This is a genomic window from Pseudomonas parakoreensis (assembly GCF_021602155.1).
Taxonomy (GTDB): Bacteria; Pseudomonadota; Gammaproteobacteria; order Pseudomonadales; family Pseudomonadaceae; genus Aquipseudomonas; species Aquipseudomonas parakoreensis.
Genome location: NZ_BQHY01000021.1, coordinates 1 through 14,696, shown reverse-complemented (window position 1 = coordinate 14,696; position 14,696 = coordinate 1). Strand labels below are relative to the sequence as shown.

Sequence of the window (14,696 nt, the reverse complement as noted above, 5' to 3'; positions counted from 1 at the left end):
CGCAATCCTGTTCAGTGCCGCGTGACGCCATGGTACTGCAACGGCTATCGCCCGTGACGATTCAGCCACTGCCCGGCCAGAGTCCGCGCTTTCGCGTCTGCGGTAAACACCGCGTCCAGATCCTCCAGCGCAACCACTGGCTCGAGGCTCAGCACGTCCTCGATGATACTCGCGATTTCCAGATAACCCACACGTCCGTCGAGAAACGCGGCGACCGCCACTTCGTTGGCCGCATTGAGCATCGCCGGCGCACTGTTACCCGCCTCGGCCGCCTGTTGCGCCAGGCGCAGGCAAGGAAAACGCTCTTCGTCCGGCGCCTCGAAATCCAGGCGCGCGATGGCAAACAGATCCAAGGGCGCTACACCGGAGTCGATACGCTCAGGCCAGGCCAGTGCATTGGCAATCGGCGTGCGCATGTCGGGATTGCCCAACTGCGCCAGCACCGAGCCATCGACATAATCGACCAGCGAGTGAATCACACTCTGCGGATGGATCACCACCTCGACCTGCGACGGCTTGGCGTCGAACAGCCAGCAGGCCTCGATCAATTCCAGACCCTTGTTCATCATGCTGGCCGAGTCCACGGAAATCTTGCGCCCCATGGACCAGTTCGGGTGCGCACACGCCTGATCAGGCGAAACGTGCGCCAGCTCGCTCAACGGCGTCTGGCGGAAAGGCCCGCCCGAAGCCGTGAGCAAAATCCGTCGCACACCGACTGTACTCAGCCCACGGGAAAAATCCTGCGGCATGCACTGGAAGATCGCGTTGTGCTCGCTGTCGATCGGCAGCAGCACCGAGCCGCTCTTGTGCACGGCCTGCATGAACAGCGCGCCGGACATCACCAGCGCCTCTTTATTGGCCAGCAGGATCTTCTTGCCAGCCTCCACCGCCGCCAGGGTCGGTCGCAGGCCTGCGGCACCGACGATGGCGGCCATCACGGCATCGACTTCAGGTGCAGAGGCAACCTGACACAGGCCCTCCTCCCCCACCAATACGCGAGTGGACAGACCGGCAGCCCGCAGGTCGTCCTGCAAACCACGCGCCGCCGCCACTTCCGGCACGACTGCGAATTGCGGCACATGACGCACGCACAAGGCCAGCAATTCGCTCAGACGCGTGAAACCGCTCAGGGCGAACACCTGATAGCGCTCGGGATGACGCGCGATGACGTCGAGGGTGCTCAGACCAATCGAACCGGTGGCCCCCAGAACAGTGATCTGTTGAGGACGGCTCACGGTGCAGCCATCCACAGCAATACAGCGAAAATCGGGATCGCAGCGGTCAGGCTGTCGATGCGATCAAGCACGCCGCCATGGCCTGGCAGCAGGTTGCTGCTATCCTTGATGCCGGACTGGCGCTTGAACATGCTTTCGGTGAGGTCGCCCACCACCGAAATGAATACGATCAATGCCGCGCCGATCAGCCCTTTGAGCAGCTCAGCCACCGTCCAGTCGCGAACCAGACCGACGATCGCGGTGATCAACAGACTCAGCGCCAGGCCACCGTAAACGCCTTCCCAGCTTTTGCCCGGACTGACTTGCGGCGCCAGTTTGCGCTTGCCGAAAGCACGGCCGGAGAAATAAGCACCGATGTCGGCGCCCCAGACCAGCACCATCACCGCCATGATCAGCCAGTTGCCCAGCGGGTACTGTTTGATCTGCACCAGACCTTGCCAGGCCGGCAGCAGGATCAGCAAGCCGATCACCAGTTTGGTGGCTGCTGTGGACCAATGCTCGCTTGAGCGTGGATACGTCAGCACCAGGTAAGTCGCCACCGCCCACCACAACACCGAAGCGCCCAACACCCAAGGGGCCAGGCCCGGCAGGACGTACATGACGAACAGCATCAGCGCGACGACAGCGGCAAAGCCGACACGGAACGACTGCGCGGTAAAGCCCGCCAGACGCGCCCATTCCCAGGCACCCAGACTCACGACCAGACCGATGAACAGCGCAAAACCGGATCCCTCGAGCAGGAAGAAACCGCACAGAGCGATCGGCAGCAGGATCAGCGCAGTGATGATTCGTTGTTTAAGCATTAAACCCGGGCTCCAGCTTCGACCTGTTCGCTCGTTTTACCGAAGCGACGCTGGCGCGAAGCGAAATCGGCCAGCGCAGTGCGCATGGCTTCGTGTTTGAAGTCCGGCCAGAACAGGTCGGAGAAGTACAACTCGGCATACGCCAGTTGCCACAGCAGGAAATTGCTGATGCGGTGCTCGCCACCAGTGCGGATGCACAAGTCTGGCAGCGGCAGGTCGCCGGTCGCCAGACAGGTTTGCAACAGCTCCGGAGTGATGTCTTCCGGACGCAGATGCCCGGCCTGAACCTCACGCGCCAGACGTTGCGCCGCCTGGGCAATATCCCACTGACCGCCGTAGTTGGCGGCGATCTGCAGAATAAAGCGGTTGGCACCGGCGGTCATGGCCTCGGCTTCGCGCATCGCCGCCTGAAGCTCAGGGTGGAAGCGCGAGCGATCACCGATGATGCGCAAGCTGATGTTGTTGTCGTTGAGGCGCTTGGCCTCACGACGCAGGGCCTTGAAGAACAGGTCCATCAAGGCACTGACCTCATCGGCCGGGCGCTGCCAGTTTTCACTGGAAAAGGCGAACAGGGTGAGCACTTCGACCTTGGCCTCGGCGCACACCTCGATTACCGCCCGCACAGCATCCACGCCGGCTTTATGCCCGGCGACACCCGGCATAAAGCGTTTTTTCGCCCAGCGATTATTGCCATCCATGATGATCGCGACATGGCGCGGCACCGCGGACGGCGCAGACTGCTTGGTCTTTTCCATTGAAACGCGACCCTTATACGGCCATCAGGTCTTTTTCTTTCTCGTCCGTGGCCTTGGTGATCTGGGCCTCGGATTCTTTGGTCAGCTTATCGATATCAGCGATGGCACGACGTTCTTCGTCTTCACTGATTTCCTTGTCCTTGACCAGTTTTTTAAGCTCACCCAATGCGTCACGACGAATGTTGCGCACGGCAACGCGCGCGTCTTCCGCTGCGCTACGAGCCTGCTTGGTGAAGCCCTTGCGCGTTTCCTCGGTGAGGGCAGGCATCGGGATCAAAAGCAACTCACCCAGGTTGGTCGGATTGAGGTTCAGACCGGCGCTCTGGATCGCCTTGTCGACGGCAGCGAGCATGTTGCGCTCGAAAGCCACGACTTGCAGGGTACGCGAATCTTTCACGGTGACGTTGGCGACGCTGCTCAGCGGGGTGTCAGTGCCGTAGTAAGGCACCATGACACTACCGAGAATGCTCGGGTGAGCCTTGCCGGTACGAATCTGGCCGAACGCGTGATTCAGAGATTCCAGGGATTTCTGCATACGCGCTTGGGCGTCTTTCTTGATTTCGTTGATCATTGTTGACCTTCCTCGATCAGAGTGCCTTCAGCGCCGCCATGCACGATGTTCAGCAGGGCGCCGGGCTTGTTCATGTTGAATACGCGCAGCGGCATCTTGTGATCGCGGCACAGGCAGATAGCAGTCAGATCCATCACGCCCAGCTTGCGATCCAGCACTTCATCATAAGTCAGATGATCGAACTTCTCGGCATGCGGGTCTTTGAACGGGTCTGCGGTGTAGACGCCATCAACCTTGGTCGCTTTCAGCACGACGTCGGCATCGATTTCGATGGCACGCAGGCAGGCTGCCGAATCCGTGGTAAAGAACGGATTGCCGGTACCGGCGGCGAAAATCACCACGTCCTTGGAGTTCAGGTGGCGCATGGCTTTGCGGCGATCATAGTGATCGGTCACGCCAACCATGGAAATGGCCGACATCACGATGGCCGAGATATTGGCACGTTCCAGCGCGTCGCGCATGGCCAGGGCGTTCATCACAGTGGCCAGCATGCCCATGTGGTCGCCTGTCACCCGATCCATGCCGGCCTTGCTCAAGGCCTCGCCACGGAACAGGTTGCCACCGCCGATCACCAGACCGACCTGTACGCCGATGCCGACCAGCTGGCCGACTTCCAGCGCCATCCGATCCAGCACTTTTGGATCGATCCCGAACTCTTCCGAGCCCATCAGGGCCTCGCCGCTAAGCTTGAGTAGAATGCGTTTATAGCGAGCCTGATAACCACTGCCCTGCTGAGCCATTGCGAATCTCTCCTGCGGCGTATTTAAAAAATTCTGTGCAAGCTGTTTTACAGCTGCCGTTCACTCTAGCTTGGCGCTGCTTCAGCGCCATCGGAACCTGGCTTTGTAAGTCAGTTCCCAGTGGAAACCAATTAAAAACTGGTAACCCCATCTGAAAAGAGGCTGCGCGCGTGAGCGGGCAGCCTCTTTCGGGCGACAGTTGAAAAACCGTCTTATTGCTTGGCGGCAGCCAGCTGGGCAGCAACTTCTTCAGCGAAGTTGTCGACCGGCTTCTCGATGCCTTCGCCTACTTTGAAGTAGGTGAAGGAAACGATTTCTGCGCCGCCTTTCTTGGCCAGCTCGCCAACCTTGATCTCAGGGTTCTTGACGAACGCCTGCTCAACCAGGCTCGCTTCTGCCAGGAACTTGCTGATACGGCCTTTGACCATGTTCTCAACAATGTTTTCTGGCTTGCCTTTGATCTTCTCTTCGTTCAGCTGCAGGAACACAGCCTTTTCACGCTCGATCGCTTCAGCCGAAACCTGCGAAGGCAGCAGGAACTCAGGGTTGCTTGCAGCTACGTGCATCGCGATGTCTTTGGCCAGCTCGACGTCGCCGCCTTTCAGAGCCACAACAACACCGATCTTGTTGCCGTGCAGGTAGGAACCTACAACGTCACCTTCGATACGGGTCAGACGACGGATGTTGACGTTTTCGCCTACTTTGGCAACCAGTGCTTCGCGAGCGGCTTCTTGAGCAGCGATCAGCGGAGCAGCGTCGGTCAGCTTGTCAGCGAAGGCTTTTTCTACGCTGGCAGCAACAAAGTTTTTGAAGTCGTCTTGCAGAGCCAGGAAGTCGGTCTGCGAGTTCACTTCCAGGATAACGGCAGCTTTACCGTCGTCCTTGATTGCGATTGCGCCTTCAGCGGCAACGTTGCCAGCCTTTTTCGCAGCCTTGATCGCGCCCGAAGCACGCATGTCATCAATGGCTTTTTCGATGTCGCCGTCAGCCTTTTCCAGGGCTTTCTTGCAGTCCATCATGCCTTCGCCGGTACGCTCGCGCAGTTCTTTAACCAACGCTGCAGTAATTGCTGCCATTTTCAAATTCCTCTTGGATAGGTTTTCAACCATTCCACCCGATCGAACGGGCGTTCAATTCTTCCCGAAACACCTTGTAGCTGCTGCACGTTACAAATGCAGGAGGTGCGCTGCCACACGTGGGCGCCAACAAACGGTTTTCGAGGTGGCAAAAAGGGGGCCAAGCCCCCTTTTTGCTTACTGAGTCAACGCCAGGGCGTCGATTACTCAGCTGCAGCCTGAGTTTCTTCAGCTGCGAATTCAACAGTGCCGCCAGCAACATTGTTGCGACCACGGATCACTGCGTCAGCCATCGAACCCATGTACAGCTGGATAGCGCGGATTGCGTCATCGTTGCCTGGGATGATGTAGTCAACGCCTTCCGGGCTGCTGTTGGTATCGACAACGCCGATGACCGGGATGCCCAGCTTGTTGGCTTCGGTGATCGCGATGCGCTCGTGGTCAACGTCGATCACGAACAGTGCGTCTGGCAGACCGCCCATGTCCTTGATGCCGCCCAGGGAGCGATCCAGCTTTTCCAGGTCACGGGAGCGCATCAGCGCTTCTTTCTTGGTCAGCTTGGCGAAAGTACCGTCTTCGGCTTGAACTTCAAGGTCACGCAGACGCTTGATGGAAGCACGAATGGTTTTGAAGTTGGTCAGCATGCCGCCCAACCAGCGGTGGTCGACGTACGGCGAACCGCAACGTGCTGCTTCTTCAGCAACGATCTTGCCAGCGGAACGCTTGGTGCCGACGAACAGAATCTTGTTTTTGCCCTGGGCCAGACGCTCTACGAAAGTCAGAGCTTCGTTGAACATTGGCAGGGTTTTTTCAAGGTTGATGATGTGAATCTTGTTACGCGCGCCGAAAATGTACTTGCCCATTTTCGGATTCCAGTAACGGGTTTGGTGACCGAAGTGCACACCGGCCTTCAGCATATCGCGCATGTTGACTTGGGACATGATAGTTCCTTAATAAGTCGGGTTTGGCCTCCACGTATCCCAATGACCAACCAGTGGCATAAAGCCAAAGGCACCCAGGTCATCGTGTCGACACGTGTGTGGATTTAAGCTTCTCGGGGCATCCCCGGAAAGCGGCGCATTTTATACCACAGGGCGCGCAGAAACGGAACCCGGAATCTGTATTCGCACCAGGGACATGGGCGCAGCCCCCTTGGAATCGCCGTCAGGCACACCATTGTATAGAGAGAGACGATGTACGCAGGCGCGGATTTGCGCCTTTCGTCTGTTAGAATCGGGTTTTTCAGGGTCGCAAAACGTACACCTGCCACCCTATCCGTATCAGCAAGCGCCGCCGAGCGCAGAGAGAGCCTGTATGACCGTCAACCTCAAAACCCCCGAGGACATCGCTGGCATGCGTGTCGCCGGCAAACTGGCCGCCGATGTGCTGGAAATGATTGCCGAACACGTCAAACCGGGCGTGACCACCGATCAACTGAACCAGATCTGCCACGACTACATCGTTAACGTGCAGCAGGCCATTCCGGCCCCGCTCAACTACAAGGGTTTTCCGAAGTCGATCTGCACCTCGATCAACCATGTGGTCTGCCACGGCATCCCGAACGACAAGCCACTGAAAAACGGTGACACCCTGAATATCGACGTCACCGTGATCAAGGACGGCTACCACGGCGACACCAGCCGCATGTTCCACGTTGGCGAAGTGCCCGTCTGGGCCGAGCGCCTGTCGCAGGTCACTCAGGAATGCATGTACAAGGCAATCGAGATCGTCAAACCTGGCTGCCGCCTCGGCGACATCGGTGAAGTCATCCAGAAGCACGCGGAAAAGAACGGTTTCTCGGTGGTTCGCGAGTTCTGCGGCCACGGCATCGGCAAGGTGTTCCACGAAGAACCGCAGATCCTGCACTACGGCCGCGCCGGCACCGGCATGGAACTGAAGGCCGGCATGACCTTCACCATCGAGCCGATGATCAACCAGGGCAAGGCCGACACCAAGGTGCTGGGCGACGGCTGGACCGCGATCACCAAGGACCGCAAGCTCTCGGCGCAGTGGGAACACACCCTGCTGGTGACCGACACCGGCTACGAGATCTTCACCCTGCGCGCCGACGACACGATCCCGCGCGTCTCGGCCTGACCCCTAGAACGCTCCCACCTTTATAGAAGGAAAGCCAATCGATGCCGCAGGTGGATCCCGAACTCTTCGACCGCGGCCAGTTCCAGGCTGAACTGGCCCTGAAAGCGAGTCCTATCGCGGCGTTCAAAAAGGCGATCCGCCAGGCGCGCGAGGTCCTCGACACGCGTTTTCGCAATGGCCGCGACATCCGCCGCCTGATCGAAGACCGCGCATGGTTCGTCGACAACATCCTGCAAAAGGCCTGGGAGCAGTTCAACTGGAGCGAAGACGCCGACATCGCGCTGGTCGCGGTCGGTGGCTACGGCCGGGGCGAGCTGCATCCCTATTCCGACATCGACTTGCTGATCCTGCTGGACAGCGCCGATCACGAAGTTTTCCGCGACTCCATCGAGCGTTTTCTAACGCTGCTGTGGGACATCGGCCTGGAAGTCGGCCAGAGCGTACGCTCGGTCGATGAATGCGCCGAGGAAGCCCGTGCCGACCTGACCGTGGTCACCAACCTGATGGAAAGCCGCACCATCTGCGGCCCCGAGCGCCTGCGTCAGCGCATGCTTGATGTCACCAGCACGGCCCACATGTGGCCGGCCAAGGAGTTTTTCCTGGCCAAGCGCGCCGAACAGAAGGCCCGCCACCACAAGTACAACGACACCGAATACAACCTGGAACCCAACGTCAAAGGCTCGCCCGGCGGCCTGCGGGATATCCAGACGATTCTGTGGGTGGCCCGGCGTCAGTACGGCACCCTGAACCTGCGCGCCCTCGCCGGCGAAGGTTTTCTGGTCGAGAGCGAAAACGCCCTGCTGGCGTCGTCCCAGGAATTTCTGTGGAAAGTGCGCTATGCCCTGCACATGCTCGCCGGTCGCTCCGAAGATCGTCTGCTGTTCGATCATCAACGGACCATCGCCGGCCTGCTCGGCTTTGAAGGCGACGACGCCAAACAGGCGGTCGAAAACTTCATGCAGCAGTATTTCCGCGTGGTGATGAGCATCGCCCAGCTCAGCGACCTGATCATCCAGCATTTCGAGGAAGTCATCCTCGCCCCGGAAGACGAAGCGCCGCCGCAGCCGATCAACTCGCGCTTCCAGTTGCACGACGGCTACATCGAAGCGCGCAACGACAACGTGTTCCGTCGCACGCCGTTCGCCATGCTCGAGATTTTCGTGTTGATGGCCCAGCAGCCGGAAATCAAAGGTGTGCGCGCCGACACCATTCGTCTGCTGCGCGAGAACCGGCACCTGATCGACGACAATTTCCGCAACGATATCCGCAATACCAGCCTGTTCATCGAGCTCTTCAAGTGCAAGATCGGCGTGCACCGCAACCTGCGCCGGATGAACCGCTACGGCATCCTCGGGCGTTATCTGCCGGAGTTCGGCTTTATCGTCGGGCAAATGCAGCACGACCTGTTCCACATCTATACGGTCGATGCGCACACGCTGAATCTGATCAAACACCTGCGAAAATTGCAGTACACCCAGGTGTCGGAAAAATTCCCGCTGGCCGCCAAACTCATGGCCAAACTGCCCAAGCCTGAGCTCATTTACATGGCCGGCCTGTACCACGACATCGGCAAGGGCCGGCATGGCGATCACTCGGACATCGGCGCGGTCGATGCCGAAGCGTTCTGCCAGCGCCATCAGTTGCCGCTGTGGGACAGCCGCCTGATCGTCTGGCTGGTGCAGAACCACCTGGTGATGTCGACCACCGCGCAGCGCAAGGATCTGTCCGATCCGCAGGTGATCCATGATTTCGCGCAGATCGTCGGCGACGAAACCCGTCTGGACTACCTGTACGTGCTGACGGTTGCCGATATCAACGCGACCAACCCGACGCTGTGGAACTCCTGGCGCGCCAGCCTGTTGCGCCAGCTCTATACCGAGACCAAACGCGCTCTGCGTCGTGGCCTGGAAAACCCGGTGGATCGCGAAGAGCAGATCCGCCAGACCCAGAGCGCCGCACTGGACATCCTCGTGCGTGGCGGCACCGATCCGGACGACGTCGAACAGTTGTGGGCGCAACTGGGCGATGACTATTTCCTGCGTCACACCGCTGGCGACGTGGCCTGGCACAGTGACGCGATCCTGCAGCAACCGGCCGATGGCGGCCCGCTGGTGCTGATCAAGGAAACCACCCAGCGCGAGTTCGAGGGCGGCACGCAGATCTTCATCTATGCGCCGGATCAACACGATTTCTTCGCCGTGACCGTGGCCGCGATGGATCAGCTCAACCTGAACATTCATGACGCCAGGGTCATCACCTCAAGCAGCCAGTTCACCCTCGACACCTATATCGTGCTCGACAACGACGGTGAATCCATCGGCGACAACCCGACACGGATCAAACAGATTCGCGACGGTTTGACCGAAGCGCTGCGCAACCCGGACGACTACCCGACGATCATCCAGCGCCGGGTGCCGCGCCAGCTCAAGCACTTCGCCTTCGCGCCGCAGGTAACGATCCACAACGACGCTCAGCGTCCGGTGACGGTGCTGGAACTCACCGCCCCTGATCGCCCAGGCCTGCTGGCGCGGGTCGGCGGGATCTTCCTCGAGTTCGACCTGTCGCTGCAGAACGCCAAGATTGCGACCTTGGGCGAACGCGTGGAAGACGTGTTCTTCATCACCGACGCCCACAACCAGCCGCTCTCCGACCCGCTGCTGTGCAGCCGCCTGCAGGACGCAATCGTCGAGCAACTGAGCGTCAACCAGGAACCGGATATCAAGCTTTCGCGCATCAGTATTTGAATCAGCAAACTACCCCTGTGGAGGCAGATATAGCTGCCGGGGCTTTTGTGGTGAGGGGATTCATCCCCGATGGGTTGCGAAGCAGCCCCGAACCGGCAATCGCGGAGTATCCGTTACACCGCACGCGATGGTTTTGCGGCTGCTGCGCAGCCGATCGGAGATAAGTCCCCTCGCCACGGAGTTCTCTCCACATTGAACGAGGCCCCCATGAACAACGCTCTGAACCAGCTCCAGCCTTACCCGTTCGAAAAGCTCCGCGCCTTGCTCGGCAGCGTGACGCCGAACCCGGACAAACGCCCGATCGCCCTGTCGATCGGCGAGCCGAAACACCGTTCGCCAAGCTTTGTCGCCGAAGCGCTGGCGAACAATCTGGATCAGATGGCGGTGTACCCGACCACCCTCGGCATCCCGGCCCTGCGCGAAGCCATCGCCGGCTGGTGCGAACGTCGCTTCGGCGTACCAAGCGGCTGGATTGATCCGGCGCGCAACGTGCTGCCGGTCAACGGCACCCGCGAAGCGCTGTTCGCCTTCACCCAGACCGTGGTCAATCGCGGTGACGATGCACTGGTGGTCAGCCCGAACCCGTTCTATCAGATCTACGAAGGCGCCGCGTTCCTCGCCGGGGCCAAGCCGCATTACCTGCCGTGCCTGGACGAAAACGGTTTCAACCCGGATTTCGACGCGGTCTCGCCCGACATCTGGAAACGCTGCCAGATTCTGTTCCTGTGTTCGCCGGGCAATCCGACGGGCGCGCTGATCCCGGTCGAAGTGCTGAAAAAACTCATCGCCCTGGCGGACGAATACGATTTCGTGATCGCCGCCGACGAGTGCTACAGCGAACTGTACTTCGACGAACAGACCCCACCGCCGGGCCTGCTCAGCGCGTGTGTCGAACTGGGCCGCAAGGACTTCAAGCGTTGCGTGGTGTTCCACAGCCTGTCCAAGCGCTCCAACCTGCCGGGGCTGCGTTCCGGTTTCGTCGCGGGCGACGCCGATGTCCTCAAAGGCTTCCTGCTCTACCGCACCTACCACGGCTGCGCGATGCCGGTGCAAACCCAACTGGCCAGCGTTGCGGCATGGAATGACGAAGTGCACGTGCGCGCCAACCGTGCGCTGTACCGCGAGAAATTCGACGCTGTCTTGGCGATCCTCAGCCCGGTGATGGACGTGCAGCGTCCGGACGGCAGTTTCTACCTGTGGCCGAACGTACAAGGTGACGACGCGGCGTTCTGTCGCGACCTGTTCGAGCAAGAACACGTGACCGTGGTGCCAGGCTCGTATCTGTCCCGCGAGGTAGACGGTGTGAATCCGGGCGCCGGTCGTGTGCGCATGGCGCTGGTTGCGCCACTGGCTGAATGCGTCGAGGCCGCAGAGCGGATTCGCGCGTTTGTCTCTCGCCAGTCGTAAGTGTCTTTACCGTGCCAGTTTTGCTGGCACGGTAACCGGTCATAAAACCGTACATATATTCAATTTACCGATTCAACCTCAGCCCCTAGCATCCGTCATTCAAAGCAACTTGTCGGGAACAACAAGCAACCCGAGAAGTTAAACCTGAAGAATGAAAACATGGATGTTCCGTAATGCAATCAACCTGGCTTCAGCCAAACAAACAATTCGAACACACACGCATCTCCCGCAACATTAAATGTACTTGGGAGATTCAAAAACATGTGGGCTAAAAATAATCCGGCGAAATTCTGGACTCCCGGCAGCACACTTCGCATCGCGTTCCTCAACGGTACGCAGGCATTCAAGGACGAAACGATCGCCGCCGCCAGCAACTGGTTGCCGCACATCAACTTGAAGTTCGATTTCGTCGAAGGTGAAGAAGGCGATATCCGCATACTCAGTCAACCGGGAACGTTTTCCTCTCTGATCGGTACCGATGCTCTGTTACATCCCGATGAGCCGACCATGCGACTCTGGCCACACCCACCGAGCCAGGCACGTTATTTCGCAGCCAATGTCATGCATGAGTTCGGTCACATGCTCGGCGCAGAACATGAACAGACCAACCCCACGGCAAACATTCCCTGGGATAAACCAGCCATTTATAAACAACACGGAATAACCGCCGACCCGGAAGAGGACAACTACCAGGCCAGCGTGACGCGCAAACGACTGCACGACTGGTATTTTGACCTCGGCAATCCCGACGAAAGCATTTACTCAGAGTACGACCAGAAGTCGATCATGCACTATCCCGTCAGCCAGTCGTGGACGCTCGGTGACTTCCAGATCTTCATTAATCTGGACCTCAGCGAACAGGATAAAACCTTCATGTCGAACGCTTACCCCTACCCCGCGAGTCAGTGAGCGCGCCAGGTCCGTATCGGACTATTTGACCTGCCCCAGATTTGCCTCGCTCAAATCAAGCTCGCTCAATACTTCTCTGAGCACGTCATCACCAATCTGGTGATGACGGCTCAGGCTATACAACTCAAGGCGTTGCGCCCGCAACGCCTTGAGTCGCAAACGGCGCTCCAGCAGATCCATCTGGAACGCCAGCGCCTGGGCTTCCGCCGAATCGTTGAACACCTCAAGCTGATGCCGGTACTCGGACATGATCCGCGCCTTGAGTTCGGCCGAGAGTGCTGCCTGCGCAGCGTCCTGCGGCGCGACCTCTTCGGTTTCCAGCGCATGGATCGCCGCCTCGGCGGTCTTGCGCCAGGCGTCGCGCACTTCCTGACGGCGCTTGTCGTCCGGACTTTTCTCGATGCCGCGCAGTAGCAATGGCAAAGCGATACAGGCGCAAATCAGCGACAACAGAATCACCCCGGCGGCGATGAAGATCAGCAGATCGCGCTCGGGGAACGCCTTGGCCCCCATCAGCATCGGCACCGACATCACACCGGCCAGCGTCACCGCACCGCGCACACCGCCGACGGTCAGCAGCCAGCAGGATCGCGCGGTCGGCACTTGCGTCAGGTCGCCCTTGCCGCGCAAACGGCGCAGCAGCACCGACAGGCGCCAGATGCTCTGCACCCAGATAAAGCGCAACAGCACCAGCGCGAGGAAAATCGCCACCACGTCGAGACCTCGGTACAGCAGCGTCGGCCACAACGTCGGCTCGTGGCTGACCACCGCTTTGATGATGTCCGGCAATTGCAGACCCAGCAGCAGGAAGATCAGACCGTTGAAGGCAAATTCGAGCAGCGACCAGACGCTACGGTTGAGCAAGCGAGTGCTGGTCTGTCGTGGCAACAGATCGAGCCAGCTCTGCATCATTCCCGCCGCCACCGCCGACAGGATGCCCGAAGCGCCCAACCGCTCGGCCAACACATAAGCCGCGAACGGCAGCAGCAACATGAACACCACGTGGGTGGCCGGATCGTCCCAGCCCCGGGCGATCATCCACGCGCGCAAACGCCCGACCAGCCAGCTCAGCACCACGCCGACGGCCAAGCCTCCGACCGCCACCAGCACGAAGGTCAGGCTGGCATTGGCCAGTGAGAACACTCCGGTGACCGCCGCAACCAGGGCAAACTTGAACGTCACCAGACCCGAAGCATCGTTCATCAAGGCTTCGCCCTGCAGTATGTGCATCAGCGGTGTCGGCAAACGGTTCTGCGAGATCGCCGACACCGCCACGGCGTCGGTCGGCGACAGCACCGCGGCCAGCGCGAAGGCTACCGGCAGTGGAATTGTCGGCAACAGCCAGTGAATGAAGTACCCGGCACCGACCACGGTGAACAGCACCAGGCCGACCGCCAGCGTCAGGATCGGCCCACGCAAATGCCAGAACTCGCGTTTGGGCATCCGCCAGCCATCGGAGAACAGCAGCGGCGGCAGGAACAGAAACAGGAACAGCTCCGGATCCAGCGCCACGTGCAGGCCCAATGTCGGCCAGGCCAGCAAGGCACCGGCGGCGATTTGCACCAGGGGCAGCGGCAGCGGGATGACCCGTCCGACCAGCCGCGAGACGCTGACCAGCATCAGCAGGATCAGGACGGTGTAAGCGGTTTGCATAAAGCGGAAATCTCAGACAATCGACAGCGTTGAACTGCCATATTAGCCGCTTAGGATGCGTCTGACCGTTGCACCTATGTCGCACTGCTGGAACGCAGTCCCCTTGTGGGAGCGAGCCTGCTCGCGAATGCGGTGTCTGATTCAACAGAGATATTGCCTGACACGGCCCCTTCGCGAGCGGGCTCGCTCCCACAGGTTTTGCAGCGTTACGACAACCGTGGCCGCCCGAAACGCGTTGGTCATGGCATAATCCGACACCATTTTTTTCCAGCACCTGTAAAGGGGGCGATTCCTTGACCGTTTCAAGTAAAACGTTGCACCTTTTCGGCATCAAAGCCTGGGATGCCGCATAAGAATCGATCAAGGCCTTTAAAATCAAGGCCTTGAGCCGTAAATCAGCACTGAAAACCACCCGATTTTGCGACTGTTCAGAACCCAATAAACATTGGCCCAAACGGTTGCGTTTTGGGGAAGACTTTCACACCCGCCTGCGGCGTCCTGCCGACCCAACACAACTCCTATTTTTGCAATTCCCGCATATAAGCCTGACACGCCTGAAGCGCGATCAATCCACGGTCACCGGTGTCGGTGATGGCGATAATTCGTTGAGCATGCGCCGGGTCAAGTCGGGCTCGTACGGCTGCATGATCCAAGCCGCCGGTGCTGGAGGTGGTTGGCACGTCGCAGCCTTTGGCAGCGTCGGTTG

At 59.5% G+C, this 14,696-nt stretch carries 12 protein-coding genes and 1 pseudogene; 4 read left to right on the top strand and 9 right to left on the bottom strand.

Annotated features, from left to right (window positions below):
• Window positions 1-44: 44 nt before the first annotated feature.
• From ispC to rpsB, 7 genes are all read right to left on the bottom strand, one after another.
• Window positions 45-1,235, bottom strand: a complete 1,191-nt coding sequence (ispC, locus tag L6D63_RS24595) for a 1-deoxy-D-xylulose-5-phosphate reductoisomerase (protein ID WP_095667394.1) — start codon at window positions 1,233-1,235, stop codon at window positions 45-47.
• Window positions 1,232-2,038: a phosphatidate cytidylyltransferase gene (locus tag L6D63_RS24590; protein ID WP_095667395.1), complete on the bottom strand. Its 807-nt coding sequence runs from the start codon at window positions 2,036-2,038 to the stop codon at window positions 1,232-1,234. The genes ispC and L6D63_RS24590 overlap by 4 nt, the downstream gene beginning before the upstream one ends.
• Window positions 2,038-2,793 carry a polyprenyl diphosphate synthase gene (uppS, locus tag L6D63_RS24585; RefSeq protein ID WP_041072340.1) on the bottom strand — a complete coding sequence of 252 codons (756 nt, stop codon included), beginning with the start codon at window positions 2,791-2,793 and terminating at the stop codon, window positions 2,038-2,040. Before uppS ends, L6D63_RS24590 begins: the two co-directional genes overlap by 1 nt.
• Before the next feature lie 13 nt (window positions 2,794-2,806).
• Entirely contained in the window at window positions 2,807-3,364 is a 558-nt protein-coding gene (gene frr / locus L6D63_RS24580; RefSeq protein WP_047291868.1) for a ribosome recycling factor, read from the bottom strand.
• On the bottom strand, window positions 3,361-4,104 hold the full coding sequence (gene pyrH / locus L6D63_RS24575) for a UMP kinase (protein ID WP_003222124.1): 744 nt from the start codon (window positions 4,102-4,104) through the stop codon (window positions 3,361-3,363). Before pyrH ends, frr begins: the two co-directional genes overlap by 4 nt.
• Before the next feature lie 212 nt (window positions 4,105-4,316).
• Window positions 4,317-5,180 (bottom strand): translation elongation factor Ts, encoded by an 864-nt coding sequence (gene tsf / locus L6D63_RS24570; RefSeq protein WP_025110889.1) that lies wholly within the window; start codon window positions 5,178-5,180, stop codon window positions 4,317-4,319.
• 203 nt (window positions 5,181-5,383) lie between these two features.
• A complete protein-coding gene (gene rpsB, locus L6D63_RS24565) occupies window positions 5,384-6,121 on the bottom strand; it encodes a 30S ribosomal protein S2 (RefSeq protein ID WP_003222119.1) in 738 nt (245 codons plus the stop codon).
• A gap of 373 nt (window positions 6,122-6,494) precedes the next feature.
• On the opposite strand from rpsB, the gene map reads away from it, so the two are divergent.
• The 4 genes from map to L6D63_RS24545 all read left to right on the top strand — a co-directional run bounded on the left by map (window position 6,495) and on the right by L6D63_RS24545 (window position 12,337).
• Window positions 6,495-7,277 (top strand): type I methionyl aminopeptidase, encoded by a 783-nt coding sequence (map, locus tag L6D63_RS24560; protein ID WP_047291865.1) that lies wholly within the window; start codon window positions 6,495-6,497, stop codon window positions 7,275-7,277.
• 41 nt (window positions 7,278-7,318) lie between these two features.
• A complete protein-coding gene (locus L6D63_RS24555) occupies window positions 7,319-10,021 on the top strand; it encodes a [protein-PII] uridylyltransferase (RefSeq protein WP_047291863.1) in 2,703 nt (900 codons plus the stop codon).
• Window positions 10,022-10,228: 207 nt separating this feature from the next.
• The gene (gene dapC, locus L6D63_RS24550) at window positions 10,229-11,428 is read left to right on the top strand and encodes a succinyldiaminopimelate transaminase (RefSeq protein ID WP_047291860.1); all 1,200 of its coding nucleotides are present in this window, start codon (window positions 10,229-10,231) and stop codon (window positions 11,426-11,428) included.
• Between the two features lie 261 nt (window positions 11,429-11,689).
• Window positions 11,690-12,337 (top strand): zinc metalloprotease, encoded by a 648-nt coding sequence (locus L6D63_RS24545; RefSeq protein WP_047291859.1) that lies wholly within the window; start codon window positions 11,690-11,692, stop codon window positions 12,335-12,337.
• Between the two features lie 21 nt (window positions 12,338-12,358).
• On the opposite strand, the gene L6D63_RS24540 is transcribed toward L6D63_RS24545, so the two are convergent.
• The gene (locus L6D63_RS24540) at window positions 12,359-13,990 is read right to left on the bottom strand and encodes a Na+/H+ antiporter (protein ID WP_131671887.1); all 1,632 of its coding nucleotides are present in this window, start codon (window positions 13,988-13,990) and stop codon (window positions 12,359-12,361) included.
• A 518-nt stretch (window positions 13,991-14,508) separates the two neighbouring features.
• Window positions 14,509-14,696 (bottom strand): annotated as a pseudogene (locus L6D63_RS24535) (lysis protein); the annotation flags it as partial.

Coding starts and splice junctions, on each gene's coding strand:
- uppS (WP_041072340.1), bottom strand. CDS start 2,793: ATGGAAAAGACCAAGCAGTCTGCGCCGTCCGCGGTGCCGCGCCATGTC.
- tsf (WP_025110889.1), bottom strand. CDS start 5,180: ATGGCAGCAATTACTGCAGCGTTGGTTAAAGAACTGCGCGAGCGTACC.
- dapC (WP_047291860.1), top strand. CDS start 10,229: ATGAACAACGCTCTGAACCAGCTCCAGCCTTACCCGTTCGAAAAGCTC.
- L6D63_RS24555 (WP_047291863.1), top strand. CDS start 7,319: ATGCCGCAGGTGGATCCCGAACTCTTCGACCGCGGCCAGTTCCAGGCT.
- L6D63_RS24590 (WP_095667395.1), bottom strand. CDS start 2,038: ATGCTTAAACAACGAATCATCACTGCGCTGATCCTGCTGCCGATCGCT.
- L6D63_RS24545 (WP_047291859.1), top strand. CDS start 11,690: ATGTGGGCTAAAAATAATCCGGCGAAATTCTGGACTCCCGGCAGCACA.
- frr (WP_047291868.1), bottom strand. CDS start 3,364: ATGATCAACGAAATCAAGAAAGACGCCCAAGCGCGTATGCAGAAATCC.
- map (WP_047291865.1), top strand. CDS start 6,495: ATGACCGTCAACCTCAAAACCCCCGAGGACATCGCTGGCATGCGTGTC.
- rpsB (WP_003222119.1), bottom strand. CDS start 6,121: ATGTCCCAAGTCAACATGCGCGATATGCTGAAGGCCGGTGTGCACTTC.
- pyrH (WP_003222124.1), bottom strand. CDS start 4,104: ATGGCTCAGCAGGGCAGTGGTTATCAGGCTCGCTATAAACGCATTCTA.
- L6D63_RS24540 (WP_131671887.1), bottom strand. CDS start 13,990: ATGCAAACCGCTTACACCGTCCTGATCCTGCTGATGCTGGTCAGCGTC.